General features: G+C 60.5%; 25 protein-coding genes and 2 pseudogenes. 13 read left to right on the top strand and 14 right to left on the bottom strand.

Annotation, left to right across the window (positions count from 1 at the left end; translation table 11 throughout):
- Together Q4Q11_RS14705 and aat are read left to right on the top strand one after the other, a co-directional pair.
- Nucleotides 1-281, top strand: a pseudogene (locus Q4Q11_RS14705) (acetyl-CoA carboxylase biotin carboxylase subunit); the annotation flags it as partial.
- A 3-nt stretch (nucleotides 282-284) separates the two neighbouring features.
- Nucleotides 285-908, top strand: a complete 624-nt coding sequence (gene aat, locus Q4Q11_RS14700) for a leucyl/phenylalanyl-tRNA--protein transferase (RefSeq protein ID WP_498569949.1) — start codon at nucleotides 285-287, stop codon at nucleotides 906-908.
- Between the two features lie 256 nt (nucleotides 909-1,164).
- Here the strand turns inward: aat and Q4Q11_RS14695 are convergent, their stop codons facing one another.
- From Q4Q11_RS14695 to Q4Q11_RS14670, 6 genes are all read right to left on the bottom strand, one after another.
- Complete coding sequence (locus Q4Q11_RS14695) at nucleotides 1,165-1,605, bottom strand: DUF2155 domain-containing protein (protein WP_113216094.1); 441 nt, start codon at nucleotides 1,603-1,605, stop codon at nucleotides 1,165-1,167.
- A 102-nt stretch (nucleotides 1,606-1,707) separates the two neighbouring features.
- Nucleotides 1,708-2,106: an NADH:ubiquinone oxidoreductase subunit NDUFA12 gene (locus Q4Q11_RS14690; protein WP_112511195.1), complete on the bottom strand. Its 399-nt coding sequence runs from the start codon at nucleotides 2,104-2,106 to the stop codon at nucleotides 1,708-1,710.
- 106 nt (nucleotides 2,107-2,212) lie between these two features.
- Complete coding sequence (locus Q4Q11_RS14685; protein WP_113216095.1) at nucleotides 2,213-2,680, bottom strand: GNAT family N-acetyltransferase; 468 nt, start codon at nucleotides 2,678-2,680, stop codon at nucleotides 2,213-2,215.
- A 20-nt stretch (nucleotides 2,681-2,700) separates the two neighbouring features.
- The gene (locus Q4Q11_RS14680; protein ID WP_498569948.1) at nucleotides 2,701-3,204 is read right to left on the bottom strand and encodes a GNAT family N-acetyltransferase; all 504 of its coding nucleotides are present in this window, start codon (nucleotides 3,202-3,204) and stop codon (nucleotides 2,701-2,703) included.
- Between the two features lie 3 nt (nucleotides 3,205-3,207).
- Nucleotides 3,208-4,713 carry an Asp-tRNA(Asn)/Glu-tRNA(Gln) amidotransferase subunit GatB gene (gatB, locus tag Q4Q11_RS14675; protein WP_112511248.1) on the bottom strand — a complete coding sequence of 502 codons (1,506 nt, stop codon included), beginning with the start codon at nucleotides 4,711-4,713 and terminating at the stop codon, nucleotides 3,208-3,210.
- 86 nt (nucleotides 4,714-4,799) lie between these two features.
- On the bottom strand, nucleotides 4,800-5,309 hold the full coding sequence (locus tag Q4Q11_RS14670) for a GNAT family N-acetyltransferase (RefSeq protein WP_498569947.1): 510 nt from the start codon (nucleotides 5,307-5,309) through the stop codon (nucleotides 4,800-4,802).
- 299 nt (nucleotides 5,310-5,608) lie between these two features.
- Between Q4Q11_RS14670 and Q4Q11_RS14665 the strand changes: the two genes are divergently transcribed.
- The gene (locus Q4Q11_RS14665) at nucleotides 5,609-5,866 is read left to right on the top strand and encodes a YjhX family toxin (protein WP_498569946.1); all 258 of its coding nucleotides are present in this window, start codon (nucleotides 5,609-5,611) and stop codon (nucleotides 5,864-5,866) included.
- Nucleotides 5,867-5,989: 123 nt separating this feature from the next.
- On the opposite strand, the gene gatA is transcribed toward Q4Q11_RS14665, so the two are convergent.
- The 3 genes from gatA to Q4Q11_RS14650 form a co-directional block, all read right to left on the bottom strand.
- A complete protein-coding gene (gene gatA, locus Q4Q11_RS14660; protein ID WP_112511187.1) occupies nucleotides 5,990-7,471 on the bottom strand; it encodes an Asp-tRNA(Asn)/Glu-tRNA(Gln) amidotransferase subunit GatA in 1,482 nt (493 codons plus the stop codon).
- Nucleotides 7,472-7,530: 59 nt separating this feature from the next.
- On the bottom strand, nucleotides 7,531-7,818 hold the full coding sequence (gene gatC, locus Q4Q11_RS14655) for an Asp-tRNA(Asn)/Glu-tRNA(Gln) amidotransferase subunit GatC (protein WP_015339557.1): 288 nt from the start codon (nucleotides 7,816-7,818) through the stop codon (nucleotides 7,531-7,533).
- An 86-nt stretch (nucleotides 7,819-7,904) separates the two neighbouring features.
- Nucleotides 7,905-8,615 carry a metal-dependent hydrolase gene (locus Q4Q11_RS14650; RefSeq protein ID WP_498569945.1) on the bottom strand — a complete coding sequence of 237 codons (711 nt, stop codon included), beginning with the start codon at nucleotides 8,613-8,615 and terminating at the stop codon, nucleotides 7,905-7,907.
- Between the two features lie 116 nt (nucleotides 8,616-8,731).
- Here Q4Q11_RS14650 and ruvX point away from each other — a divergent pair, with 116 nt between their 5' ends.
- Nucleotides 8,732-9,226 carry a Holliday junction resolvase RuvX gene (gene ruvX, locus Q4Q11_RS14645; RefSeq protein ID WP_498569944.1) on the top strand — a complete coding sequence of 165 codons (495 nt, stop codon included), beginning with the start codon at nucleotides 8,732-8,734 and terminating at the stop codon, nucleotides 9,224-9,226.
- Here ruvX and Q4Q11_RS14640 read toward each other — a convergent pair.
- From Q4Q11_RS14640 to Q4Q11_RS14620, 5 genes and pseudogenes are all read right to left on the bottom strand, one after another.
- A complete protein-coding gene (locus Q4Q11_RS14640) occupies nucleotides 9,163-9,495 on the bottom strand; it encodes a DUF6105 family protein (protein WP_498569943.1) in 333 nt (110 codons plus the stop codon). The genes ruvX and Q4Q11_RS14640 overlap by 64 nt on opposite strands.
- Nucleotides 9,496-9,794: 299 nt before the next feature.
- The gene (locus Q4Q11_RS14635; protein ID WP_112511179.1) at nucleotides 9,795-10,451 is read right to left on the bottom strand and encodes a TetR/AcrR family transcriptional regulator; all 657 of its coding nucleotides are present in this window, start codon (nucleotides 10,449-10,451) and stop codon (nucleotides 9,795-9,797) included.
- Nucleotides 10,452-10,770: 319 nt separating this feature from the next.
- Nucleotides 10,771-10,931: pseudogene (locus tag Q4Q11_RS14630) on the bottom strand (type II toxin-antitoxin system RelE/ParE family toxin); the annotation flags it as partial.
- Between the two features lie 48 nt (nucleotides 10,932-10,979).
- Nucleotides 10,980-11,225 carry a type II toxin-antitoxin system ParD family antitoxin gene (locus Q4Q11_RS14625; protein WP_112511175.1) on the bottom strand — a complete coding sequence of 82 codons (246 nt, stop codon included), beginning with the start codon at nucleotides 11,223-11,225 and terminating at the stop codon, nucleotides 10,980-10,982.
- Nucleotides 11,226-11,319: 94 nt separating this feature from the next.
- Entirely contained in the window at nucleotides 11,320-12,978 is a 1,659-nt protein-coding gene (locus Q4Q11_RS14620; RefSeq protein WP_498569942.1) for an acyl-CoA dehydrogenase family protein, read from the bottom strand.
- A gap of 184 nt (nucleotides 12,979-13,162) precedes the next feature.
- Between Q4Q11_RS14620 and Q4Q11_RS14615 the strand changes: the two genes are divergently transcribed.
- The 9 genes from Q4Q11_RS14615 (at nucleotide 13,163) to rpmG (ending at nucleotide 24,765) form a co-directional block, all read left to right on the top strand.
- On the top strand, nucleotides 13,163-14,119 hold the full coding sequence (locus tag Q4Q11_RS14615) for an aspartate carbamoyltransferase catalytic subunit (RefSeq protein WP_112337498.1): 957 nt from the start codon (nucleotides 13,163-13,165) through the stop codon (nucleotides 14,117-14,119).
- Entirely contained in the window at nucleotides 14,116-15,405 is a 1,290-nt protein-coding gene (locus Q4Q11_RS14610) for a dihydroorotase (RefSeq protein ID WP_498569941.1), read from the top strand. The genes Q4Q11_RS14615 and Q4Q11_RS14610 overlap by 4 nt, the downstream gene beginning before the upstream one ends.
- Nucleotides 15,406-15,436: 31 nt before the next feature.
- Nucleotides 15,437-16,057 (top strand): glycerol-3-phosphate 1-O-acyltransferase PlsY, encoded by a 621-nt coding sequence (gene plsY / locus Q4Q11_RS14605; protein WP_498569940.1) that lies wholly within the window; start codon nucleotides 15,437-15,439, stop codon nucleotides 16,055-16,057.
- On the top strand, nucleotides 16,057-17,205 hold the full coding sequence (gene dprA / locus Q4Q11_RS14600; RefSeq protein WP_498569939.1) for a DNA-processing protein DprA: 1,149 nt from the start codon (nucleotides 16,057-16,059) through the stop codon (nucleotides 17,203-17,205). Before plsY ends, dprA begins: the two co-directional genes overlap by 1 nt.
- Nucleotides 17,206-17,484: 279 nt before the next feature.
- Entirely contained in the window at nucleotides 17,485-20,148 is a 2,664-nt protein-coding gene (gene topA / locus Q4Q11_RS14595; RefSeq protein ID WP_498569938.1) for a type I DNA topoisomerase, read from the top strand.
- Complete coding sequence (gene rnr, locus Q4Q11_RS14590; RefSeq protein WP_498569937.1) at nucleotides 20,145-22,523, top strand: ribonuclease R; 2,379 nt, start codon at nucleotides 20,145-20,147, stop codon at nucleotides 22,521-22,523. The genes topA and rnr overlap by 4 nt, the downstream gene beginning before the upstream one ends.
- A 32-nt stretch (nucleotides 22,524-22,555) precedes the next feature.
- On the top strand, nucleotides 22,556-23,011 hold the full coding sequence (locus tag Q4Q11_RS14585; protein ID WP_112511163.1) for a DUF983 domain-containing protein: 456 nt from the start codon (nucleotides 22,556-22,558) through the stop codon (nucleotides 23,009-23,011).
- 305 nt (nucleotides 23,012-23,316) lie between these two features.
- The gene (locus tag Q4Q11_RS14580; RefSeq protein ID WP_112511161.1) at nucleotides 23,317-24,501 is read left to right on the top strand and encodes an MFS transporter; all 1,185 of its coding nucleotides are present in this window, start codon (nucleotides 23,317-23,319) and stop codon (nucleotides 24,499-24,501) included.
- Nucleotides 24,502-24,597: 96 nt separating this feature from the next.
- Nucleotides 24,598-24,765, top strand: a complete 168-nt coding sequence (gene rpmG / locus Q4Q11_RS14575) for a 50S ribosomal protein L33 (protein WP_003587245.1) — start codon at nucleotides 24,598-24,600, stop codon at nucleotides 24,763-24,765.
- Nucleotides 24,766-25,373 lie beyond the last annotated feature (608 nt).

Raw genomic sequence — 25,373 nt, 5'->3', positions numbered from 1 at the left:
TCCATGCGCCGGGCGGCCTTGGGGTACGCATCGATTCCGGCGCCTATCAAGGCTACAAGATCCCCCCTTATTACGACAGCCTCATCGGCAAGCTGATCGTGCATGGGCGCACCCGCGTCGAATGCATGATGCGCCTGCGTCGTGCGCTTGACGAATTCGTGGTGGATGGCATCAAGACCACTCTGCCGCTCTTCCAGGATCTGGTTTCCAATCAGGATATCGCCAACGGCGATTACGATATCCATTGGCTGGAAAACTACCTGGCAAAAACATCGGCCTAGCCTGTGCCTGGAGCGCGCGGCAAACGTCCCGGCATTACCCCGGAAATTTTGTTGCGCGCCTATTCCATCGGACTTTTCCCGATGGCTGAATCGGCAGACGACCCCGAAATCTTCTGGGTCGAGCCGGAATTGCGGGGCATCATCCCTCTCGATACGTTTCACGTCTCAAAGAGCCTCGCCAAGAAGATCCGTCAACAGCCCTTCGACATTCGTTTCGATACCGATTTTGATGCCGTCATCGCCGCCTGCGGCGAGCAGACAAGCGATCGCCCCAGCACCTGGATCAACCAGACGATCCGCTCGCTCTATGCCACCCTGCACCACATCGGCCATGCCCATTCCGTAGAAGCCTGGGAAGGCGATCGGCTGGTCGGCGGTCTCTATGGTGTTTCATTAGGATCGGCCTTCTTCGGCGAAAGCATGTTTTCCCGCCGCACGGACGCCTCCAAGATCTGCCTCGTCTATCTGGTGGAGCGCTTGCGCGAACGCGGCTTCACCCTGCTCGACACGCAATTCACCACCGAGCATCTAAAGACATTTGGTGCCATCGACGTGCCGAAGGACGCATATGCCAAGATGCTGGAAAAGGCGATGGAATCGCCAAATCTGAGCTTCTCTGACGGTTGAAATCCACCAGAGATGATTTGATTCCAATCAAGAGTACTCAAGTTCGCCTCGACAGCCGAGGGTAGAGTAATGAAGAACCATATCACAATTGGCTTTCTTGCCGCATTGACGGGATGAGGATCATTTTCGATCTGTCTGAGGCCGCCGATCGTCGAGCGATCGGCGAAGCCGCCTGTCCGGAACGCGAATAGAATGATGCCCGCAGGAGCAAGGCTGCTGCGGGCTATACAATTCCGAGCCTATGTCTCGAAAACGATTACTTCGCGCCGGCGGTATCCGGCGCCGGAACGTCGGACTTCTGCTTGCACTCCTTCAGCCAGACGTCATAGATCGGATGCTCGACGGCGTTGAGGCCGGGGCTGTCGGCAAACATCCAGCCGGTAAAGATACGGCGGATGCGACGATCGAGCGTGATCTCGTCCACCTCGACGAAACCGTCCACCTTCTGCTGCTCGGTATCGTCTCGCGAATAGCAGGTGCGCGGCGTTACCTGCAGTGCACCGAACTGCACGGTTTCATTGACGTAAACGTCGAAGGTGGTGATGCGGCCGGTGATCTTGTCGAGGCCGGAGAAGACGGCAACCGGATTGGCGATGCGGGCGGCCTCTGCGGTGGGGACTGCCATGATGCCTGCGAAGAGAGCGACGCCTGCTACAGCTGCCGCACGCAAAGAAGCGCTTCGCGTGAAAACCATCATATCCGCCAGTCTCCGCTTGGTCTCGGTCAAGGCGCCGAGCAAGAGCCGGCATATGTCGCGCCTAACGACCAATTGTGGCCAAAGGACGAACCGGCCTCTCGCTTAATTGCCCGGGGTCCAGGCGTCGTAGTCGCCGGTCACGCGCGGACGCTCGCCGGCAACGGCGAGAGAACCCGGCGGACGGTAAGCCTGCGGCGAGCCGGTCGGATTGGCGCGGTGTTCCTTCTGCCATTCCTTGGAGACATAGTTTTCCTTGGTCGGCGGAACGTCGGTGCGATGATGCATCCAGCCGTGCCAGCCCGGAGGAATGGCCGAAGCTTCGGCATAGCCCTTGTAGATCACCCAGCGCTTCGGGAGGCCGTAGGAAGACATGCCGCCTTCGTAATAGACGTTGCCGAACTCATCCTCGCCGACACGCTTGCCAAACCGCCAGGTCGCGAAGCGCGTTCCCATGGTCTGACTGTTCCACCAGGTGAAGGTCTGTACGATGAAATTCCACATGTCTTTTCCTCGATACCCGCTAAGCGGCGAGCGATACCAGAATTCGATAGTTTGCTTATGCCGCCACTGAACCTGCTTGTCCAGTGATTCCAGCAGGCAAACCGCCTCATTTCAATAGCATCTTGAAGCCCAGATGCGTCGGCTTGAAACCCAATCTCTCATAGAAGCGATGAGCGTCCTTGCGCGCCGCATTCGAGGTCAGCTGCACCATCCGCATGCCGCGTTTCTTCGCCTCGTCGATACAGAAATTGATCATGGCGGCGCCGATCCCCTGCCCGCGCATATCGGCCCGCGTCTGGACCGCCTCGATGATCATGGCGGAACTGCCCCGCCCGGTCAGCGTCGTCGTGATCATCGTCTGGAACGTCCCGACCACTTCGCCGGCGAGTTCGGCGGCATACAGCGTCTGCTCCGGCGACGCCGCGATTGTGCGAAACGCACGGAGATAATCGTCATAGGCGGACGGATCGGCCGTATCGCCATGGCCACCCAAGGCATCGGCGGCAAAGAGGCCGATCAGGGAAGGAAGGTCGGATTCTTCCGCTTTGCGGATCATCAGGCGGGCGTCTTGCATGGATGATCTCGTCTATTCTTTCAGCGGCCCGCCAATGGCTTTTCGAATATCAACGCCGGAATGCCCGACTGGCCGTTGCCGCAGTTTTCCGTGCGGCCGACCTCGGCAAAGCCATGGGCTTGATAAAAGGCGATCGCCGGCTCGTTCTGCGGTTCGACTTCGAGGCGCATGATCTCCGCATCCGGGAAGCAGGTCTCAAGTTCGGCGAAAATATCGCGGCCGATGCCCTCCCGCTGATGCTTTGGGCTGACATAGAGCATGTGGAGCACGACAGTCTTGGTCATCTCCTTGGACATGGCGGCATAGCCCATGCCGCCGATCGCCTTGCCGTCATCGGCCACCAGGAATTCGGAATTCTTGTTCGCCAGCCGCGCCTTCAGCGCAGCCGGCGAATGCCAGGAGGCATGCAGCTCGCTCACCTTTTCAGTCCCGTAGATCCGGTCATAGGTCGCATGCCAGGTCTCGCCGAGCAGAGCGCGGACCTTTTCCAGGTCCTGCTCGCTGGCGGTGCGGACGAAGAACACCGCTTATTCCTCTTCGATGCCGAGCTTGGCCTTGACCAGCGCTTGGACGGCCTGCGGGTTGGCCTTGCCGCCCGTCGACTTCATCACCTGACCGACGAACCAGCCGGCAAGCGTCGGCTTTGCCTTGACCTTCGCGACCTGATCCGGGTTGGCGGCGATGATCTCGTCGACGGCCTTTTCGATCGCGCCGGTATCGGTCACCTGCTTCATGCCGCGTGCCTCGACGATCTCGGCGGGATCGCCGCCCTCGTTGAGCACGATTTCGAACAGATCCTTGGCGATCTTGCCTGAAATGGTTTCGGCCTTGATGAGATCGATGATCGCGCCGAGCTGAGCAGGCGAAACCGGAGTCTCTTCAATGTCCTTGCCGGTTCTGTTCAGAGCGCCAAGCAGGTCGTTGATAACCCAGTTGGCAGCCATCTTGCCGTCACGGCCGGCGGCAACGGCTTCGAAATAATCGGCGATCGCCTTTTCCGAGACGAGCACGGAAGCGTCGTAGATCGAGAGGCCGAGTTCGCGGACGAAACGCTCCTTCTTGTCGTCGGGCAGCTCCGGCAAATGCGCGGCAAGCTCCTTAACGAACGCATCGTCGAACTCAAGCGGCAGCAAATCCGGATCGGGGAAATAGCGGTAGTCATGCGCATCTTCCTTGGTGCGCAGCGATCGCGTCTCGCCCTTGTTTGGATCGAACAGGCGGGTTTCCTGGTCGATCGTGCCGCCGTCTTCCAGAATGCCGATCTGCCGGCGCGCTTCATATTCGATCGCCTGACCGATGAAGCGGATCGAGTTGACGTTCTTGATTTCGCAGCGCGTGCCGAATTCGCCACCCGGGCGACGCACGGAAACATTGACGTCGGCGCGCATGGAGCCTTCGTCCATGTTGCCGTCGCAGGTGCCGAGGTAGCGCACGATCGAGCGCAGCTTCGTCATATAGGCCTTCGCCTCGTCCGACGAGCGGATGTCCGGCTTGGAGACGATTTCCATCAGCGCGACGCCGGAGCGGTTGAGATCGACATAGGACATCGTCGCATGCTGGTCGTGCATCGACTTGCCGGCATCCTGCTCCAGATGCAGGCGCTCGATACCGATCTCGATATCCTCGAACTGGCCCTGACGGTCCGGCCCAAGCGAGATGACGATCTTGCCCTCGCCGACGATCGGGTCCTTGAACTGCGAGATCTGATAGCCCTGCGGCAGGTCGGGATAGAAATAGTTCTTGCGGTCGAAGATCGAACGCTTGTTGATCTGCGCCTTCAGGCCGAGGCCGGTGCGCACAGCCTGCTTCACACATTCCTCGTTGATGACGGGCAGCATGCCGGGCATGGCGGCATCGACGAGCGACACGTTGGAATTCTGAGGATTGCCGAACTCCGTCGAGGCACCGGAGAAGAGCTTGGACTTGCTCAGCACCTGGGCGTGGACTTCCATCCCGATAACCACTTCCCAGTCACCGGTGGCACCTGGAATGAAGCGTTTCGGATCTGGCGTACGGACGTCGACAATGGTCATGGGAAGCTCTTGTATGATGCTGTTTTCTGCTTTGGTGAGGTAGAGCAATTGGCGAGACGGCGCAAGGCTTTCGGCATCGCCAGCGTCTATATGCCCGGACCGTAGGCGCCGTCACTCTCATCGACCAGCGATTTCGAAAGCCCGATCGTGGGAACGTCGCTGTCAAGCTTCGGGGAATAAACGATCGACAGCCAGTGGATCGCATAGCCGCGCGCCTTGAAGAAGGCAATGGCGTCCGTATTCCCCGCATGGCTCTGCAGGGATACCTTTTCCAATCCCTGCCCGCGCACGTCCTCTTCGATCCGCGCAAGGAGAGCGGAGCCGAGACCGCGCCTGACGAAATCCGGATCGATCCAGAAATCGGAGATCGCCTCATCGAGTGCCTCGCGCGCGCCCCAACCAACCGCTTCACCGTTCAGCTCTATGACTGATATCGTCAGCCAGAAGTTACGGGTGAAATTTTCAAAGGTCTCGCGTGCGCCCTCCAGCAGCTCGCCCGTACCGCCGATCGCGCTCATCGCCCTCTGCCAGGAGCGCAGGCCAATGCTTGCCAGCACCGCCATTTCGCCTTCATGGGCATTGCGAATATGGATCATCGAGCCCCCGCCATTTGCGACCAGTAAAGCACCGGCCAAAGGCTTTTGCCAGCGGCGAGATTCGCCGGCGCGGCTAACGGCGGAAAACACCTTTCGAGTTGAACTTGACCTTGCGGTGCAACCCGCTTTAAAAGGATGCATCAACGGAGTTTTGATGTCCAACTTTTGTCAGTCCCGGTAAAGGCCCCGCTCGCAAGTCTTCTTGCGTGCCGGGCCTGAAAACGAAGCCCCGACTTCCCTGAAAGGAAGCTTCGGATCGTTTTTCTGCGCCTTTCGGCGCTATGCGGATTCTGACAACAATGGACATTTCCCGCGCAGAACAGCGCATCCTGCACCTGCTCGCCCAGGGCGGACGCATCGAAATCGAACGCAGCGACAACAAGAAGATCGAGACCGTCTGCTGCTTCACGCGAGACGGCTGGGTCTATCCCGATTTCGGCATCGACCTCTTCCGCCGGCTGAAACGCCTCAAGGCGATAAAATCCACCGGCGGCCATCCCTATCGCATCAGCGATAAGGGGCTGCGGCTGGTGCGCTCGCAATTGAATAATAAATAGAATATCGGTGGCGGCGGCTTCCGCTGTTAGCGCAAGATCAAATCACCGCCTTCTTAGGATAAACTTTTCGGGTGGCGAAAGAACCATAGCCACCCGTATTCATCATTCGGGTCGTTTGATCCGTCACCACCACTTCGCCGGCGTAAACTTGCCGGCGGCCTGTTCGATGACGTGGGCGGTCTTGAAGAGGGTCTCCTCTTCGAACGGCTTGCCGATGAGCTGCAGGCCGAGCGGCAGGCCCTTCGGGTCGAGGCCGGCGGGGACGGCGATGCCCGGCAGGCCCGCCATGTTGACCGTCACCGTGAAGATGTCGTTCAGGTACATCTTCACGGGATCGGACGCGAGGTTCTCGTCGGCGATGCCGAAGGCCGAGGATGGCGTGGCGGGCGTCAGGATCGCATCGACGCCGGCGTTGAAGGCCAGCTCGAAATCGCGCTTGATCAGCGTGCGGACCTTCTGGGCACGGAGGTAGTATGCGTCGTAATAGCCTGCCGACAGAACGTAGGTGCCGATCATGATACGGCGCTTCACTTCCTGGCCGAAGCCGGCGGCGCGCGTCTTTTCATACATGTCGACGATGTCCTTGCCATCGACGCGCAGGCCGTAGCGGACGCCGTCGTAGCGGGCAAGGTTCGAGGACGCTTCAGCCGGCGCGACGATGTAATAGGCCGGAAGCGCATATTTCGTGTGCGGCAGGGAGATGTTGACGATCTCGGCGCCGGCATCCTTCAGCCAGGCGATGCCCTGCTGCCAAAGCGTCTCGATCTCTTCCGGCATGCCGTCGACACGGTATTCGTTTGGGATACCGATCTTCATGCCGCGCAGCGACTGGCCGAGCGAGGCTTCGTAGTCCGGCACCGGCAGGTCGACCGAAGTGGTATCCTTGGCATCGACGCTTGCCATCGACTTCAAGAGGATGGCGGCATCGCGTACGTCGCGGGCGATCGGACCGGCCTGATCGAGCGACGAAGCGAAGGCGACGACGCCCCAGCGGGAGCAGCGGCCATAGGTCGGCTTGATGCCGACGGTGCCGGTGAAGGCTGCCGGCTGGCGGATGGAGCCGCCGGTGTCGGTAGCGGTCGCGCCGGCGCAAAGATGCGCCGCAACGGCAGCGGCCGAACCACCGGACGAACCGCCCGGAACGAGCTGCTGGTTCGACCCCTCGGCGCGCCAGGGGTTGATGACTGGACCATAGTAGGAGGTTTCGTTGGAGGAACCCATGGCGAACTCATCCATGTTGAGCTTGCCCAGCATGACGGCGCCGTCGTTCCACAGGTTCTGCGTGACGGTCGATTCATAGTGCGGCTCGAAACCGTCCAGGATGTGGCTGCAGGCCTGCGTATGAATGCCTTCCGTGCCGAACAGGTCCTTAATGCCAAGCGGAATGCCTTCCAGCGCGCCGGCTTTGCCCTCCGCAAGGCGTGCGTCCGACACCTTGGCCATTGCGAGCGCCTTTTGCGGCGTCACCTTCACATAGGCATTGAGCTGACCATTGGCAGCCTCGATCGCCGAGATATAGGCCTCGGTCAGTTCGGTGGCGGTAATCTGCTTGGCGCGCAGCTTGTCGCGGGCTTCGGCAATGGTCAGGCTGGTCAGTTCGCTCATTTTGTTTCGCTTCAGATCTGGAATTGGGCAACGGGTCGGAAAAGGCTCGAAGAGAGCCGTTATTCGACGACTTTGGGCACCAGGAAGAAATTCTGATCGGTATTCGGCGCATTGGCGACGATGTCGGCGGCCTTGTTGCCGTCCGTTACTTCGTCGGTGCGCTTCTTCATTGCCATCGGCGTGACGGAGGTCATGGCTTCGACGCCATCGACATTCACTTCGGAGAGCTGCTCGACGAAGCCCAGAATGCCGTTGAGCTCACCCATCATTCGCTGCGCTTCGTCTTCATTGACGGCGATGCGAGCAAGATGGGCGACGCGTTTGACGGTGGCGAGATCGACGGACATGGCATTCTCCGGATAGCAAGATTATCCACCCAAGTGGATTTGCTTCACGCTATAAAGGCCATGCCCGCCATACGCAACGGGTATCGTCAGGCAGATACGCTCTCGCCCGCCTTCGGTGCGGCAACCGCGGTCTTGGAACCTTCCATGCCGGCGACGAATTTTTCCGGCGTCTGGTCGATGATCGGGAAAGTGCCGTAATGGCAGGGAATGGCGGTCTTGAAGCTGAAAAAGCGCTGGCAGGCGAGTGCCGCCACGGCACCGCCCATGGTGAAGCGGTCGCCGATCGGCACGATGCCGATATCGGGCTGATGCAGCTCGTTGATCAGCCCCATATCCGAGAAGATATCCGTATCGCCCATGTGGAACAGCGTCGGCTCGTCGTCGAAATGCAGCATCAGACCGTTCGGATTGCCGAGCGCGTGGGAAACGCCGTCCTCGGTGATCTGCGCGGAGGAATGCAGCGCATTGGTAAAGGTGGCCGAGAAGCCGCCGAGGCCGACGGTGCCGCCGGTATTGCCCATTTCCAGCTTCTCGACACCCTTGGTGCCGAGCCATGATGCGAGATCGGCATTGGCGAGAACGACCGCTCCCGTGTCTTTGGCGATCTGAACCGTGTCGCCAACATGGTCGCCATGGCCGTGCGTCAGCAGGATATGGGTCACGCCGTCGGCGACATCCTTGATGTTGAGACCAGCGGCGGCGAAAGTGGAATTGTAAGTCAGGAAAGGATCGATCAGTATTTTTGCCCTGGCGGTTTCGATACGAAAAGCGGAATGGCCGAGCCGGATGATCTTCATTGGATTTCTCCTTATGACTTGATTTGAAATAGAAGGCTGGTGTCTAGGAGATATCCCAAACCGCGGCAAAGAAAAGCGGCTTTGGCTTCAATTTGTTTTGACGAGAGCGAGACCTGATGACGACGCTGACCATCGAAGACCTAGCCGCGACGCTCCTGCCCGGCCAGCCGATTGCCGGCCTCGATCTCGGTACGAAGACGATAGGGCTTGCAATGTCCGACCTCGGACGGCGCTTCGCAACGCCCCGCCCTGTCATCAAGCGCGTGAAGTTCACACAGGACGCCGAAACGCTGCTTGCTTTCGCCGAAAAGGAAAAGGTCGCGGCCTTCGTCATAGGGCTCCCGATGAACATGGATGGCTCTGTCGGGCCGCGTGTGCAGGCAACGCGCGCTTTCGTGCGCAGCATGTCGGAAAAGACCGCCCTGCCCTTCGTCTTCTGGGACGAGCGGCTCTCTACCGTAGCGGCCGAGCGGGCGCTGCTGGAAATGGATGTTTCGCGGGCCAAACGCGCCGAGCGCATCGACTCCGCGGCAGCAAGCTTCATTCTTCAGGGAGCTTTGGACAGGCTGTCGGCACTAGGAAGAGCAAGCTTGCCCGACCTCGATGCCTGACGGCGGCGCCACCATTCCAAGATGGCCGCGCGGCGGCGAAAGCCGAAGATTGCGAAGACCAGAAGACTGTCGAAGGCAATCGCGCGGGCAACAAGCGGCGGGATGGTTTCAGGCGGAATGCCGAGAATCTTGCCGTAGATATCGAACACCAGGTCATGCATCTGCCGCGTCAGCATGAAGATGCCAAAGCTCATGTCGTAGTACGACAGATAATACCATGCCCCGAGAAACGAGACCGGTCCGGCCCAGCAAATCAACAACCACTTCATGCGGTACCCCTTCGACGCTGAAATTGCGTCGTGCCAGCCGAAAGGACGAGCCAGTTCGACAGCGCCATGGCGCTCAACACCATCGCGGGCAGCGTTATATCTAGTGCGAGCACGGCGAAGAACATTACCGCCGTAACGAGAAACACTAATTTGGCGGGTTTCAACCCCATGGCTGCACGCTTGATGGTTAACTAATCACCTTCCAACAGTGACGAGTTAACCGCTGCTGCGCAACGTAAACCATTTGTTAAGGTTAACGGCGCGGAGGGCTTGTGGATATCCCTGTCGGACTGCCGATGTCAGCCGTAGACGCCGCGCACGATCCTCTTCAGGGCTGTTGCCGCCTTCTCCCAATCCCTGCCGTTTTTCAAGGCGAGGCCCGAGCATTGATCGCTGACGGCCGAGGCAAGCACGATGTGCTGAATGGCCGCAAAGATCATGGCATTGACCGCCTGGGCATCGACGCCCTTGGGCGGCGCCAGCGAGCCGCGCATGCGCTCGATCCAGCCTGCGAGCGCCTTGGAGCGGGCTTCCGACAGGCGGCGCACCTGCTCGCTGTTTTCCGAGACTTCCCAGGCGACGATGCGGCGCATCAGGGGATCGGCGCGCAGGGCATCGAGAAACAGCATCGAAAGCCGCTCCATCAGGTCCCCATAGGTCAGAAGGAACATGCCGCCCGTATCGTCGGGGATACGATCGGTGACCCAGCTGCCGAGATCGGTGCCGATCGCTTCGACGAGGCCATCGAGGCCGCCGTAATAGCGGTAGATCAGCTGCTTATCGCAGCCGGCACCGCGGGCAACCGCATTGATACCGAAATTCTGGAACCCCTCTTCCGCCAGCAGCCGCTTGGCGGCATCGAGGATCGCCTGTTCCGTCGCAGCACGATTGCGCACGCGCTTTTCCACGACAGGCATTTCCACTGGGATTTTAACGGCAGCGTTTGCGGGGGCCATCGACTCGACTCCAATCTGTCACCGATCGGTGATTAGCAAGCCGGATCGCCTCGAACAACAAAGCCGTCAGGCTTCTTGTCCGCCAAAACGCGCGAATCCACAGATTAGAGAAATTGACCAAACCACACCGTCGTCTCGGACGCCAGACTTGGAGGCGGTTCTATAGGAACAAAACCTCGCGGCGACCAGAATGGATGGCGCAATGATTGCTAGCGTCGGCGCCGAGATAAACATTCTCTCTTCAAAGATGCCGACCGACATCCATTCGCCGGTGCAATATGCGAATGATCGCGATCTCGTCATCCCGTAAAAGATAATAGATCACATGGGACCCTACGGCATATTTGAAATAGCCGTCGCGGATATCAGCGGGACGCCCGTTTTTCAGACCGGATGCCAATCCTCGAAAGCTTCAACAATTTCGGCATGATAGATTTCAGCTTGTCCTAAGGACCAATTTTCGACGGTATATCGCCAGATAGCTTCAAGATCAGCGACTGCAAGCGGAGAGAGGCCGTACTTGACCGCCTATTCGCCATAGGTCGCACGCATTCGCTTGAGGAACGCCGCATTATCGAAAGAAGCAATTTCTCCGGATTTTTCACCAGCAATCAATGCATCCTGCAGAGCCTTAACCCTCGTCTCGTGTTCTTCGAGTAGGCGCAAACCCGCGCGAACGACATCGCTGGCGGAGCCGTATCGACCTGTCTGTATCTGAGCCTCGATGAAGGCACTGAAATGATCGCCAAGCGAAACGGATGTATTGCGAGCCATAAGGCACTCCTCTGTCAGTACCAATATATAATAAATATTGGTACTGCATCAACGGGAGATGCCGCGACGAAATTGCGAGACGGCCGGTGATGCCCTAAGTGGCCGGCGGATACAGCAGATCGACGATGTAGCTGGCATCGAAGCGCGAATCGAGCATGCCGTAGGTCGCGCGCCAGCCGCCGGCCAGGCGGGTTTCGATGAAGGCATCGGCAATCTTGCCAGCACCGAGGCGATAAAGCTCGGCGGCACCGGCTGCAAGCGCCATCTGCTCGACCAGCAGGCGAGCGGCGCCCTCATCCTGTTCGCAAAGCGCCATGGCGGCACGCAGGACTTCGATGGTCTTCTTGCCGGCCGGGCCGAGATCGCGGGCGAGACCGGCAAAGACGGTCTCGAACAGGTCCCTGCCCCGGTTCAGCACGCGCAGGACATCGAGCGCCATGACGTTGCCGGAGCCCTCCCAGATTGCATTGACGGGAGCTTCGCGGTAGTGGCGGGCAATCGGGCGTTCCTCGATATAGCCGCTGCCACCAATGCATTCCATGGCTTCATAGATCAGCGCCGGCGCGATCTTGCAGCACCAGTATTTGGCAACCGGCGTCATGACACGGGCATAGGCCGCATCCTCGCTGCTGCCGCTTGCCTTGTCGAAGGCTTCGGCCAGGCGGAAAGCGAGCGCGGTCGCGGCGGCGACATCGAGCGCCATATCGGCAAGCACGCGCGTCATGATCGGCTGGTTGACCAGCATCTTGCCGAAGACGCTGCGGCCGCGCGCATGATGCACGGCTTCCGCGAGCGAGGCACGCATGATGCCGGCGGAGGCGAGCGCACAGTCGAGCCGCGTCAGCGTCACCATATCGAGGATCGTGCGGATGCCGGCATCGGGTGCGCCCAGCAGGAAGCCGAAGGTGTCGGTGAATTCGACTTCAGACGAAGCGTTCGAGCGGTTGCCGAGCTTGTCCTTCAGCCTCTGGAAATGCAGGCCGTTGGCCGAGCCATCCTCCAGCAGCCGTGGCACGAGGAAGCAGCCCATGCCGTCCTTGGTCTGCGCCAGCATGATAAAGGCATCGCTCATCGGTGCCGACATGAACCATTTATGGCCCGAAAGCCGGTAAATACCTTCGCTGACCTTGTCGGCACTCGTCTTGTTGGCGCGCACATCCGTGCCGCCCTGTTTCTCCGTCATGCCCATCCCGATGGTGACGGCACTCTTCTGCATGGCGGGCTTGTTGGACGAATCGTACTTGCGCGAAAGGATCTTCGGCGCCCAGTCCTTCTGCACGGCCGGCGAGGCCATCATCGCGGCCACGGAGGCGCTGGTCATCGTCAGCGGGCAGAGATGGCCGCATTCGAGCTGCGCCGTCAGATAGAAGCGGGCGGCGCGCACCTTGTGCGAGTGGCCCTTCGCCTCGGGATCGGCCTGCGCATCCCAGATTGAGGAATGCAGACCCATCGCCATGGAGCGGCGCATCAGCGCATGCCAGGCCGGGTGGAATTCGACGACATCCAGACGCTCGCCGCGTGCGCCATGGGTGCGCAGCTGCGGCGTGCCCTGGTTCGCCATGCGCGCCAGTTCCTGGGCCTCGTGCGAGGTGACGAAACGACCGTGCTGTTCCAGCTCTTCCCGTATCGAACGCGGCAGGCTGGAGGTCAGATCTACGATCAGCGGATCGGAACGATAGGCATTGATGCCGGTCCAGAGGCTCGGCTGGTTCAGTTCGGCAAAGGGGTCGTCAGTCCGGGTCGCTTGGGTCATGAATCGCTTGTAGAACAAGTGGGTTGCAAAGGGAAACTGGAAGTTACGTCTCCCACCGGCATGGCTCCTGTAGCGGGATTCGGGCGAAATTGCATGGGGAACAAACGGCCTCGGCACATACCCCCGCTTGCTCCATCGGCGCTCCCTCTTTATAGACCGCCTGACGAAATCCGGAGGCAGGTTCATGGTCTTCTTTCCCCACCGCCACCTCATTGGCATCAAGGGCCTTACCGAGCAGGATATCACCTATCTTCTCGACAAGGCCGACGAGGCGGTCAAGATCAGCCGCCAGCGCGAGAAAAAGACATCGACGCTTCGCGGCCTCACGCAGATCAATCTCTTCTTCGAAGCATCGACGCGCACGCAATCTTCCTTCGAACTGGCCGGAAAACGGTTGGGCGCCGATGTGATGAACATGTCGGTCGGCAACTCCTCGGTCAAAAAAGGCGAGACGCTGATCGATACGGCGATGACGCTGAATGCCATGCGGCCGGACGTGCTTGTCATCCGCCATTCGAGCGCAGGCGCCGCGGCACTCCTAGCGCAGAAAGTCTCCTGCTCTGTCGTCAATGCCGGCGACGGCCAGCACGAGCATCCGACCCAGGCTCTGCTAGACGCGCTGACGATCCGCCGCGCCAAGGGCAAGCTATCGCGCATCATCGTCGCGATCTGCGGCGACGTGCTGCATTCGCGTGTTGCCCGCTCCAACATCCTGCTTCTCAATGCCATGGGCGCGCGCGTCCGCGTCGTGGCACCGGCCACCCTGCTGCCGGCCGGCATCGCCGACATGGGTGTCGAAGTCTTCCATTCGATGAAGGAAGGGCTGAAGGATGCCGATGTCGTGATGATGCTGCGCCTTCAGCGCGAGCGCATGTCCGGCGCCTTCGTGCCCTCGGTGCGCGAATATTATCACTTCTACGGACTGGACGCCGAGACCCTGAAGGCCGCCAAGGAAGACGCACTCGTCATGCATCCGGGTCCGATGAACCGAGGGGTGGAAATCGCCTCCGAGGTGGCGGATGGCCCGCAAAGCGTCATCGCCGAACAGGTGGAAATGGGGGTCGCCGTCCGCATGGCCGTGATGGAAACGCTGCTCGTTTCGCAGAACCAAGGGCCTCGCACCGAGGGAGCAGGCGCATGAGCAACTCGATCGTTCTCCAGAATGCCCGCATCATCGACCCCTCGCGCAATCTTGATGAGATTGGCACAATCGTCGTTGACGACGGCGTAATCGTTGCCGCAGGCAAGGATGCGAAGAATCACGGCATTCCCAAAGGCGCAACCGTTCGCGATTGCAATGGGCTTGTCGCGATCCCCGGCCTGGTCGATGCGCGCGTGCATGTCGGCGAGCCCGGCGGCGAACACCGCGAAACGATCGCCTCCGCGAGCCGCGCGGCTGCGGCCGGCGGCGTCACCTCGTTCATCATGATGCCGGACACGGATCCGGTCATCGACGACATTGCTCTCGTCGAATTCGTCCGGAAGACAGCGCGGGATACGGCCATCGTCAATGTCTATCCGGCTGCCGCCCTCACCAAGGGACTTGCCGGCGAGGAGATGACGGAGATCGGCCTGCTGCGGGAAGCAGGCGCCGTCGCCTTCACTGACGCGCATTCCAGCGTCCACGACAGCCAGGTCCTGCGCCGGGTAATGACCTATGCGCGGGAATTCGGCGCTGTCATTTCCTGCGAGACGCGCGACAAATATCTCGGCGCAAACGGCGTCATGCATGAAGGCCTGCTCGCAAGCTGGCTCGGCCTCTCGGGCATTCCGAAGGAAGCCGAACTGATCCCGCTGGAGCGCGACCTTCGCATCGCAGCGCTGACGCGCAGTCATTATCATGCGCCGATGATCTCTGTGCCGGAATCGGCGGAGGCGATCCGCCTTGCCCGCTCGCGCGGCGCCAAGGTCACCTGCGGCATCTCGATCAACAATCTCGCACTCAACGAGAATGACATCGGCGAGTACCGAACCTTCTTCAAGCTCTATCCTCCGCTGCGCTCCGAAGACGACCGCACGGGCATGATCGAGGCGCTGGCCGATGGCACGATCGATATCATCGTCTCCTCGCACGATCCGCAGGATGTCGATACGAAACGCCTGCCGTTCGGCGAGGCGGAAGACGGTGCCGTGGGGCTGGAAACGCTGCTTCCGGCGGCACTCCGGCTCTATCACAGCGGCCAGGTCAGCCTGATGCGGCTCGTCGATGCGCTCTCGACACGGCCGGCACAGATATTCGGCCTGCCCGCCGGCACGCTGAAACCTGGTACCAAAGCGGATATCGCGCTTGTCGATCTTGACGAGCCTTGGCTTGTCGCCAAAGACATGCTTCTGTCGCGCTCGAAGAATACGCCTTTCGAGGATGCGAGGATGAGCGGCCGGGCGGTCGCAACCTATGTCGCCGGCAAGCTGGTCCACAGTCTTTAGGGCGGCTTCAAGGGTTTACGGAGAATAAGACGTGATGGCGGATTTCTGGACTTGGCAGCTTACCCCGCAGACCGTGCTGGCCACCCTCGTCATCGGCTATCTGCTCGGCTCCATTCCCTTCGGCCTTCTCCTGACCCGCATGGCCGGTCTCGGAGATGTGCGTAACATCGGATCGGGCAATATCGGCGCGACCAACGTGCTGCGCACCGGCAACAAGGGACTCGCTGCGGCTACACTTCTGCTCGATGCCTTCAAGGGCACGGCGGCCGTCCTGATCGCCGCGCATTTCTTCGGCGAAGATGCCGGCGTTCTGGCTGGTTTCGCCGCCTTCATCGGCCATATCTTCCCGGTGTGGATCGGCTTCAAGGGCGGCAAGGGTGTGGCGACCTATCTCGGCATCCTGCTGGGTCTCGCACCGTTGATGGCACTGATTTTCGCGATCGTCTGGCTAGCGATCGCCTTTACCACCCGTTATTCCTCGCTTTCCGCACTGGTTGCAACCCTTGTCATTCCGGTTGTATTGTGGATATTGGGCGCCGATAAGATCGCCGCCGTCATGGCGCTGATGACCGTCATCTCCTGGTACAAGCATAGGGCCAACATTGCCCGGCTGACCGCGGGAACGGAAGGCAAGATCGGAGCAAAGGGATAATGGACACAGGCAGCGCAAGACGGACCGGAGTTGCGCTGACCGAAAAACAAAGGATCGCCTGGCTCAGGCTCATCCGCTCCGACAATGTCGGTCCGTCCACCTTTCGCGATCTCATCAATCACTACGGCTCGGCAGAAGCAGCTCTGGTCGCCCTGCCGGAGCTTTCGCAGCGTGGCGGCTCGACACGCGCGATCCGCATTGCCGATGAGCGAGACGCCCTGCGGGAACTAGAAGCTGCGCATCGCTTCGGCGCGCGTTTCGTCGGCATCGGTGAGCCGGATTATCCTCCCGCCCTTCGCGAGATCGACGGCGCGCCGCCGCTGCTTGCGGTCAAAGGCAACATGTCTGTGGCAACCAGACCGGCCATCGGCATGGTCGGCTCGCGAAACGCCTCGATCAGCGGCGCCAAATTCACCGCGATGATCGCGCGCACCTGCGGCGAGGCCGGTTATGGGGTCGTTTCCGGTCTCGCACGCGGCATCGATACGGCAGCCCACCGCACCAGCCTCGCCACCGGCACGATCGCTGCCATGGCGGGCGGGCTCGACCAGCCCTACCCACCAGAGAATATCGGATTGCTCAATGATATCTGGGATGGCAACGGGCTTGCCGTCAGCGAAATGCCTTTCGGCTGGGAGCCGCGAGCGCGCGACTTCCCGCGCCGCAATCGCCTTATCGCGGGCATTTCGCTCGGCGTCGTGGTCGTCGAGGCAGCAACCCGCTCGGGCTCGCTGATCACGGCGCGGCTTGCCGGCGAATTCGGCAGGCTTGTCTTTGCCGTTCCCGGCTCGCCGCTCGATCCGCGCTGCGAAGGCACGAACGGTCTGCTGAAAGACGGCGCGATGATCGTCACGTCGCCGGACGATGTCGTCGAGGCGCTGCGGCCGCTCGCCGAGCCGGACCTCTTTCGCCCGCGCCCCGCCGCACCGCCTATTGAAAGGAGCAGACCGCTCTCCGCGCCGCCCGATGACGCCGAGCGCGACCACGTCGTCGAGGCCCTCGGCCCGACACCGGTCGAGATCGACGACATTGTCCGCCATACCGGCCTGCCGATATCGGCCATTCACTCTGTGCTGCTCGAATTGGACATGGCGGGGCGGCTGCATCGGCATCCGGGCGGGCTGGTGTCGATCTCCATGCTGGATTGAAAACTGTGACACGCGTACCGATTCTAAGCATCGCATCGCCGCGCCAAGCGCAAAAATTGCATTACAGCGCCGCGCGTCACATATGACGCGCAAAGGCCGCTGCAACACGTTAAACGTGCTGCATAATTTTATCCTTCAATCGATTCCGATTTAAGGAATTATGCAGTAGCCTCTTGACCGCGACGATTTCCCTGTCCATGTCGGGGGGCCGGGAAGACGGAAAAACCCGGCATCTCCCGCGCCTTATACCGGCGCGACCTCATATTCAGAGACTTGACGATGAACGTTGTAGTGGTGGAATCGCCTGCCAAGGCCAAGACAATCAACAAATATCTTGGACCCGGATATAAGGTTCTTGCATCCTTCGGCCATGTGCGCGACCTGCCCGCCAAAGACGGCTCGGTGCTGCCGGATCAGGATTTCGAAATGCTGTGGGAAGTCGATGGTGCCTCGCAAAAGCGCATCAAGGACATTGCCGACGCGTTGAAAACCTCCGACGGCCTGATTCTCGCGACCGACCCGGATCGCGAGGGTGAAGCCATTTCCTGGCATGTGCTCGACGTGCTGAACAAGAAGCGCGCCATCAACGGCAAGCCGGTGAAACGTGTCGTCTTCAACGCCATCACCAAGAAGGCCGTGCTCGATGCCATGGCAGAGCCGCGCGACATCGACGTGCCGCTGGTGGACGCCTATCTCGCCCGCCGCGCCCTCGACTATCTCGTCGGTTTCAACCTGTCGCCGGTTCTCTGGCGCAAGCTGCCGGGCGCCCGCTCTGCCGGCCGCGTTCAATCCGTCGCACTGCGCCTCGTCTGCGACCGCGAGTCGGAGATCGAACGTTTCATATCGGAAGAATACTGGAATCTCTCGGCAATCCTGAAGACGCCGCGCGGCGACGAATTCGAAGCCCGCCTTGTATCTGCTGACGGCAAGCGCCTGCAGCCGCGTGCGATCGGCAACGGCGAAGACGCCGGCAGGCTGAAGGCGCTGCTCGAAGGCGCCTCCTATGTCGTCGATACGGTCGAGGCAAAGCCGGTCAAGCGCAATCCGAGTCCGCCCTTTACCACTTCGACTCTGCAGCAGGCCGCCTCCTCGAAGCTCGGCTTCTCGGCTTCGCGCACCATGCAGGTGGCGCAGAAGCTCTATGAAGGTGTCGACATCGGCGGCGAAACCGTCGGTCTCATCACCTATATGCGTACCGACGGCGTTCAGATGGCGCCGGAAGCTATCGATGCGGCACGCCACGCCATCGCTAACCAGTTCGGCGACCGCTACCTGCCGGAAAAGGCCCGCTTCTATTCTACCAAGGCAAAGAATGCGCAGGAAGCGCACGAAGCGATCCGACCGACCGACTTCGACCGCGTACCGGACCGCATCCGCAAGTTCCTCGATGACGATCAGCTCAGGCTCTACGACCTGATCTGGAAGCGCGGCATCGCCAGCCAGATGGCATCGGCCGAAATCGAGCGCACGACGGCCGAGATTCTGGCCGACAACGCCGGCAAGAAGGCCGGCCTGCGCGCCGTCGGCTCCGTCATTCGCTTCGACGGCTTCATCGCCGCCTATACCGACCAGAAGGAAGATGGCGAGCAGAGCGACGATAGCGAAGAAGGCGGCCGTCTGCCTGACATTAATGCGCGCGAGAATCTCGCAAAGCAGAAGATCAATTCGACCCAGCATTTCACCGAACCGCCGCCGCGCTATTCGGAAGCATCGCTGATCAAGAAGATGGAAGAACTCGGCATCGGCCGCCCGTCCACCTATGCGGCGACGCTCGCGACGCTACGCGACCGCGACTACGTGACCATCGACAAACGCAAGCTGGTGCCGCAGGCCAAGGGCCGGCTGGTCACAGCCTTCCTCGAAAGCTTCTTCACTAAATATGTGGAGTATGACTTTACGGCCGATCTGGAAGAGAAGCTCGACCGTATCTCGGCCGGCGAGCTGAACTGGAAGGACGTGTTGCGCGACTTCTGGCGCGATTTCTTCGCCCAGATCGAAGATACGAAGGAACTGCGCGTCACCAACGTGCTGGACGCGCTGAACGACGCGCTAGCGCCGCTTGTCTTTCCGAAGCGGGAAGACGGCAGCGATCCGCGCATCTGCCAGGTGTGCGGCACCGGCAACCTGTCGCTGAAGCTCGGCAAATACGGCGCCTTCGTCGGCTGCTCGAATTATCCAGAATGCAACTATACGCGACAGCTTTCGTCGGAAGGTGGCGCAGAGGCCGAGTCCAACGGATTGAACGAGCCGAAGGCGCTTGGCGCCGATCCGGTGACGGGCGAAGAGCTGACGCTGCGTTCGGGCCGCTTCGGGCCTTATATCCAGCGCGGCGACGGCAAGGATGCCAAGCGTGCTTCGCTGCCGCGCGGTTGGAAGCCCGAAGATATCGACTATGAGAAGGCGATGGCGCTGATCTCGCTGCCACGCGACATCGGCAAGCATCCCGAAACCGGCAAGATGATCTCTTCCGGCATCGGCCGCTATGGTCCCTTCCTGCTGCACGACGGCAGCTACGCCAATCTCGAAAGCGTCGAAGACGTCTTTACGGTCGGCCTCAACCGCGCGGTGACATTGATTGCCGAAAAGCAGAGCAAGGCAGCCGGCGGCAAGGCGCGCGGTGCGGCAGCGGCGCTGAAGGAGCTCGGCGAGCATCCGGACGGCGGCGGCGCGATCACCGTTCGCGACGGCAAATACGGCCCCTATGTCAATTGGGGCAAGGTCAATGCGACGCTGCCGAAGGGCACGGACCCGCAGGCGATCACGGTCGAGGAGGCCCTGGCGCTAATCGCCGCCAAGGCCGGCAAGAGCGGCGGCACCACCAAGAAGGCGCCCGCCAAGGCAAAGGCCGCCGGCGCAAAAGTGACGAAAACGACCGCCAAGCCGAAGGCTGCTGCAAAGAAACCTTCGGCCAAGACGGCAGCGAAAAAGAAGAGTGCAGAGTGAGCAGAGAACCGCGCGGCAGGAATCCATCGTCGGAACGGCATTCCGGCAAACCCGGCCGCGCCGGTAAGGCACGCGGCGACGCCGAGCCGATGATGGCGATCGTCCATGGTGAGCTGCCGCCGCGCGAGGTCCTTCTGCGCTTCATCGCCGATCATCCGCAACAGGCGTCCAAGCGGGAGCTCGCCAAGGCCTTCGGCTTGAAAGGCGAAAGCCGCGTCGCGCTGAAGGAACTGCTGCGCGAGCTTGAAGAAGAAGGCATGGTGCAGAAGAGCCGCAAGTCGCTCATCCGCCCCGGCGCGCTGCCGCCGATCGCCGTTCTCGATATCACCACCCGCGACAAGGACGGCATGCTGATCGGCCGTCCAGCGGAATGGGCTGAGGAAAATGGCGTCGCTCCGGCTGTCTTGATCAAACAATCCTCCTCGCCCGCAGGCCGCAACGGCAAGGGTAGGGCACCCGTCGCCGGCATGGGCGATCGCATTCTCGCAAAGATCTTCCCGGCCGTGGATCGCGGCGGCCCGGCCTATACGGCCCGTATCATCAAGGTGATCGACAAGCGGCAGGGCGCTACCATGGGCGTCTTTCGCGAAACGCCCGGCGGCGGTGGCCGTCTCATGCCGATCGAGCGGCGCGGCGAGGAGATGGTGATCGATCCGGATTATACCGGCGGCGCCAAGGACGGCGATCTGGTCGAAGTCGAAGTCGCGCGTCTCGGCCGCTTCGGCCTGCAGCGCGCCAAGGTTCTGTCGGTCATCGGCTCCGTCGCCTCGGAAAAAGCGATCTCGATGATCGCCATTCACGCGCATGGTATCCCGCACGTCTTTCCCGCTGCAGTCATTGCCGAAGCCGATGCGGCCAAACCGGCAACCATGTCGCATCGCGAGGATTGGCGCAGCCTGCCGCTCATCACCATCGACCCGGCGGATGCCAAGGACCATGACGACGCCGTCTACGCCGAGATGGACCCCTCGCCCGACAATCCGGACGGCGTGATCGTCACCGTCGCCATTGCCGACGTCTCCTGGTATGTGCGTCCGAATTCGCCGCTCGATCGCGAAGCACTGAAACGCGGCAATTCGGTCTATTTTCCAGATCGCGTCGTGCCGATGCTGCCCGAGCGCATCTCCAACGATCTCTGCTCGCTGAAGGAAGGCCTCGATCGTCCTGCCCTCGCTGTGCGAATGATTTTCTCCAAGGAGGGGCGCAAGGCGGGACACACTTTCCATCGCATCATGATGAAGAGTGCGGCCAAGCTTTCCTACCAGCAGGCGCAGGCGGCGATCGACGACCAGCCCGACGATAAGACCGGGCCGATGCTGGAGCCGATCCTCAAGCCCCTCTGGCACGCCTACGAAATTCTGAAAAAGGGCCGCGACCGGCGTCAGCCGCTCGAGCTCGACATGCCGGAGCGCAAGATCCTGCTGAAGGCGGACGGCACCGTCGATCGTGTCTTCGTGCCGCCGCGCCTCGACGCGCATAAGCTCATCGAAGAAATGATGATCCAGGCGAACGTCGCCGCTGCCGAAACGCTGGAAAAGCGGAAGCAAATTCTCATCTACCGCATCCACGATGGCCCGACACTCGCCAAGCAGGAAGTGCTGCGCGAATTCCTGACTACTCTCGGTATCTCGCTTGCCAAGGGCGGCAACGTGCGGGCCAACAGCTTCAACGGTATTCTCGCGAAAGCCGAGGGTACCGCGCACCAGACCATGGTCAACGAGATGGTGCTGCGCTCGCAGAGCCAGGCGATCTACAGCCCCGACAATATCGGGCATTTCGGCCTCAATCTGATGAAATACGCGCACTTCACCTCGCCGATCCGGCGCTATGCCGACCTGATCGTACACCGTGCGCTCGTAGGCTCGCTCGGCTTCGGCGAGGGCGGCATCACGCCGGAGGAAGAAGCGTCGCTCGACGATATCGCCGCCGAAATCTCGACTTTCGAGCGCCGCGCTATGGCGGCGGAGCGCGAGACGGTCGACCGGCTCATCGCCCATCATCTCGCCGGCCGCGTCGGTGCAGAATTCGAAGCCCGCGTCGGCGGCGTTACCAAATCGGGGCTTTTTGTCACCCTGCCCGACTATGGCGCGGACGGTTTCATTCCTATATCTACCCTCGGCACCGATTATTTCATCTATGACGAAGCGCATCAGGCGCTAACGGGCGAAAGAACCGGGCTCGGATATCGTCTCGGCGACGATGTGACGGTGAGGCTGGCAGAAGCCGTGCCGCTTGCCGGAGCGCTGCGCTTCGAGATGCTGAGCGAGGGCAAGCCTATGCCGACGGCAGTGCGCTCCTTCCACAAGGCGACCCGCCGCAACAAGAACCAGGCCCGCAAGGCACCGGGCACGAGACCGCCGCGCGGCCGTAGATAGAGGACGGCTGCCGGCATGGAGGAAGCGCATTCATGACGGGCAGCCCATCCGACTCCCCCACCCGCTTCGGCGGTTCAGACCAGAGCGAGCGCCCCCTCGGACAATCGATTGCCCGCGGTATGCTGAACCGCTGCCCGCGCTGCGGCACCGGCAGGCTTTTCGGCGCCTTTCTGAAGCCGGTCGATCATTGTGCGGTATGCGGCGAGGATATTTCTCATCAGCGCGCCGACGACCTGCCGCCCTATCTGGTGATCCTGGTTCTGGGCCACCTTATCGTCGGCGGCTATATGCTGACCGACATGGCCTTCAAACTGCCGCTCTGGGCGCATTTCGTCCTCTGGACGCCCATCACGATCATTGCCGCGCTTGCCGTCATTCAGCCGATCAAGGGCGGCGTCATCGGCCTGCAATGGGCCTTGCGCATGCATGGTTTTGGGGGACATGACGACAGCCCGGAGGAATGGGATCAGGGAAACGGCCGATCGTGAACATGTCGTCCGGCCCGTGTTGCCCGTTTCCGTCGATGCCAAGGAGCGCCTCCGCGCATCGTGCCCTGACATCGGCAGCTACTGGCGATTTGCTGCTTATTCTTGGTTCATGCGGATTGCTTTGCCGGCAACAGCTTGACACGAGCAGCATTTCTTGTCTGAACATGCCCCGCGTCATAGGGACCATTGCAGAGGGGTGACCGATCACATGAAAGCCGACCCGCCACCTGAATTCGGCCGAGCCGTGCCTTCCCGTGTCCCGTGTTCAGACCGATTCGCCCGCCTCATGCCCCAGGATTTTGTTTATGCTTGAACCGACGAACGACAAGGCCGGCCATGTCGAAGAAATTCACTGGCCTTCGCTCGTCGCAGCCATCGCGTCCGTATCCGCCGTTGGCATCGCCATCGGGCTCGGCCTGCCGCTTCTGAGCATCATTCTCGAAAAGCGCGGCGTTCCTTCGAGCCTGATCGGGCTCAACACAGCGATGATGGGAGTGGCCTCGATGCTGGCCGCGGTCATCACGACCAAACTCGCCCATCGCTTCGGGGTCGTACAGACAATGATCTGGGCGGTCCTCCTTTCGGCGTTGAGTTCGCTCGGATTTTACTATGCGGAAAATCTGCTGCTGTGGTTTCCGCTCCGGATCGTTTTCCACGGCGCGACCACGACGCTGTTCATCCTGTCGGAATTCTGGATCAATGCCGCCTCTCCGCCTTCCAAGCGCGGTTTCGTGCTCGGCCTCTATTCCACGGTTTTCTCTCTCGGATTTGCAGCTGGTCCCCTGCTCTTTTCCCTGGTGGGCAGCGAGGGCCTGATGCCCTTCATCATCGGTGCCTGCATCATCCTTGCCGCAGCCATTCCGATCTTCATCGCCCGCAACGAGAGCCCCATCGTCGACGAAAAGCCGGAATTGCATTTTGTCCGATATATCTTCCTCGTTCCAACAGCGACGGCTGCGGTTTTCGTGTTCGGCGCGGTGACCGTCGGCGGCGGGTCGCTGTTCACCAGCTATGCTACGCGCCTCGGCTTCAACGAATCGCAGGCGGCGCTGCTGCTGACTGTCATGGGCGTGGGCAATTTCGTCTTCCAGATCCCGCTCGGGCTGCTCGCTGACCGTATGCGCGACAAGCGGCCGCTGTTATCGATCATGGCAACCATCGGCCTTGTCGGCGCGCTTCTGCTGCCCTCCCTGTCGTCGAACTGGATCATTCTCGCCACCATTCTGCTCTTTTGGGGCGGTTGCGTTTCAGGCATGTATACGGTCGGTCTCAGCCATCTCGGCACGCGGCTGACCGGCGTCGACCTCGTTGCGGCCAACGCAGCCTTCGTCTTCTGTTACGCCGTCGGCATGGTCCTAGGCCCGCCGACGATCGGCACGGCCATGGACCTGGCGAATCCCAGCGGCTTTGCTTGGGCTGTTGCTTTTTTCTTCGGCCTTTATGTCCTGCTTTCGGGGATACGGCTGCTTTTCATGAGCAACAGGGGTTGACTTTTCGGGCGCGATTTGTAGTTTCGCGCCAGAATTCGCCGTGGACCTCCGCACCGGCCGTCCACGGCGTTCATTTTTATTAAAGGCAGGACGACTATGGCCAAGGCTACCACCATCAAGATCAAGCTGCTGTCGACGGCCGACACCGGTTTCTTCTACGTCACGACGAAGAACAGCCGTACGATGACGGACAAGATGACGAAGACGAAGTACGACCCGATCGCTAAGAAGCATGTCGAGTTCAAGGAAACGAAGATCAAGTAAGCTTCCTAAACTTCAGGTTACAAAAAGGCGCGACCCGCGGGTCAGCGCCTTTTTTGTTTGCAGCGACAGCTCCGCATTTCCGGCGGCACCTCCGCGACCGACGTCCGATTTTGCTGCATCGCCCGAGACAGCGCCCGACGATCATCGAAAGAAAAAACGCCGCCTTCGATCAACGAAGAGCGGCGTTTTAAATTGGGGGCCGGCTAGCCTGCAAAACGGCACGAGGAACCGTCATATTTCTGCCTGCCAGCCGACCGACCCCACGACCCAGGAGATGCGGCGGACCTGAGCATCATGGGGTATCCTGAAACCCTTGCGGGCTGTCCATCTATGGGACTAAATTCGCGCGAAATCGGAAGAAAATCAACAAATTCTTAATGATAAAAAATGCTTGTCTGCTTGCATGGTTAAAATTCATGTCTTCGGCAGAAAGGAAAGCTTAATAGTTTTAGCGAAACAAATCGTGAAAGACGCAAGAATAAACATATAACCTCCACACAATCAGCAAATCTCAAATGCAGATATTATAGAAAACTTTAATATACAAGCTATTCTCAGTTAACCTTCCTTCTCTCCACTTAATCTTATCAAGAAAACTGCAAATAAAA

The sequence above is a fragment of the Rhizobium sp. UFLA01-1127 genome (assembly GCF_059803845.1).
The sequence above is the reverse complement of the archived record's forward strand: the minus strand, read 5'-3'. Positions and strand labels throughout refer to the sequence as shown.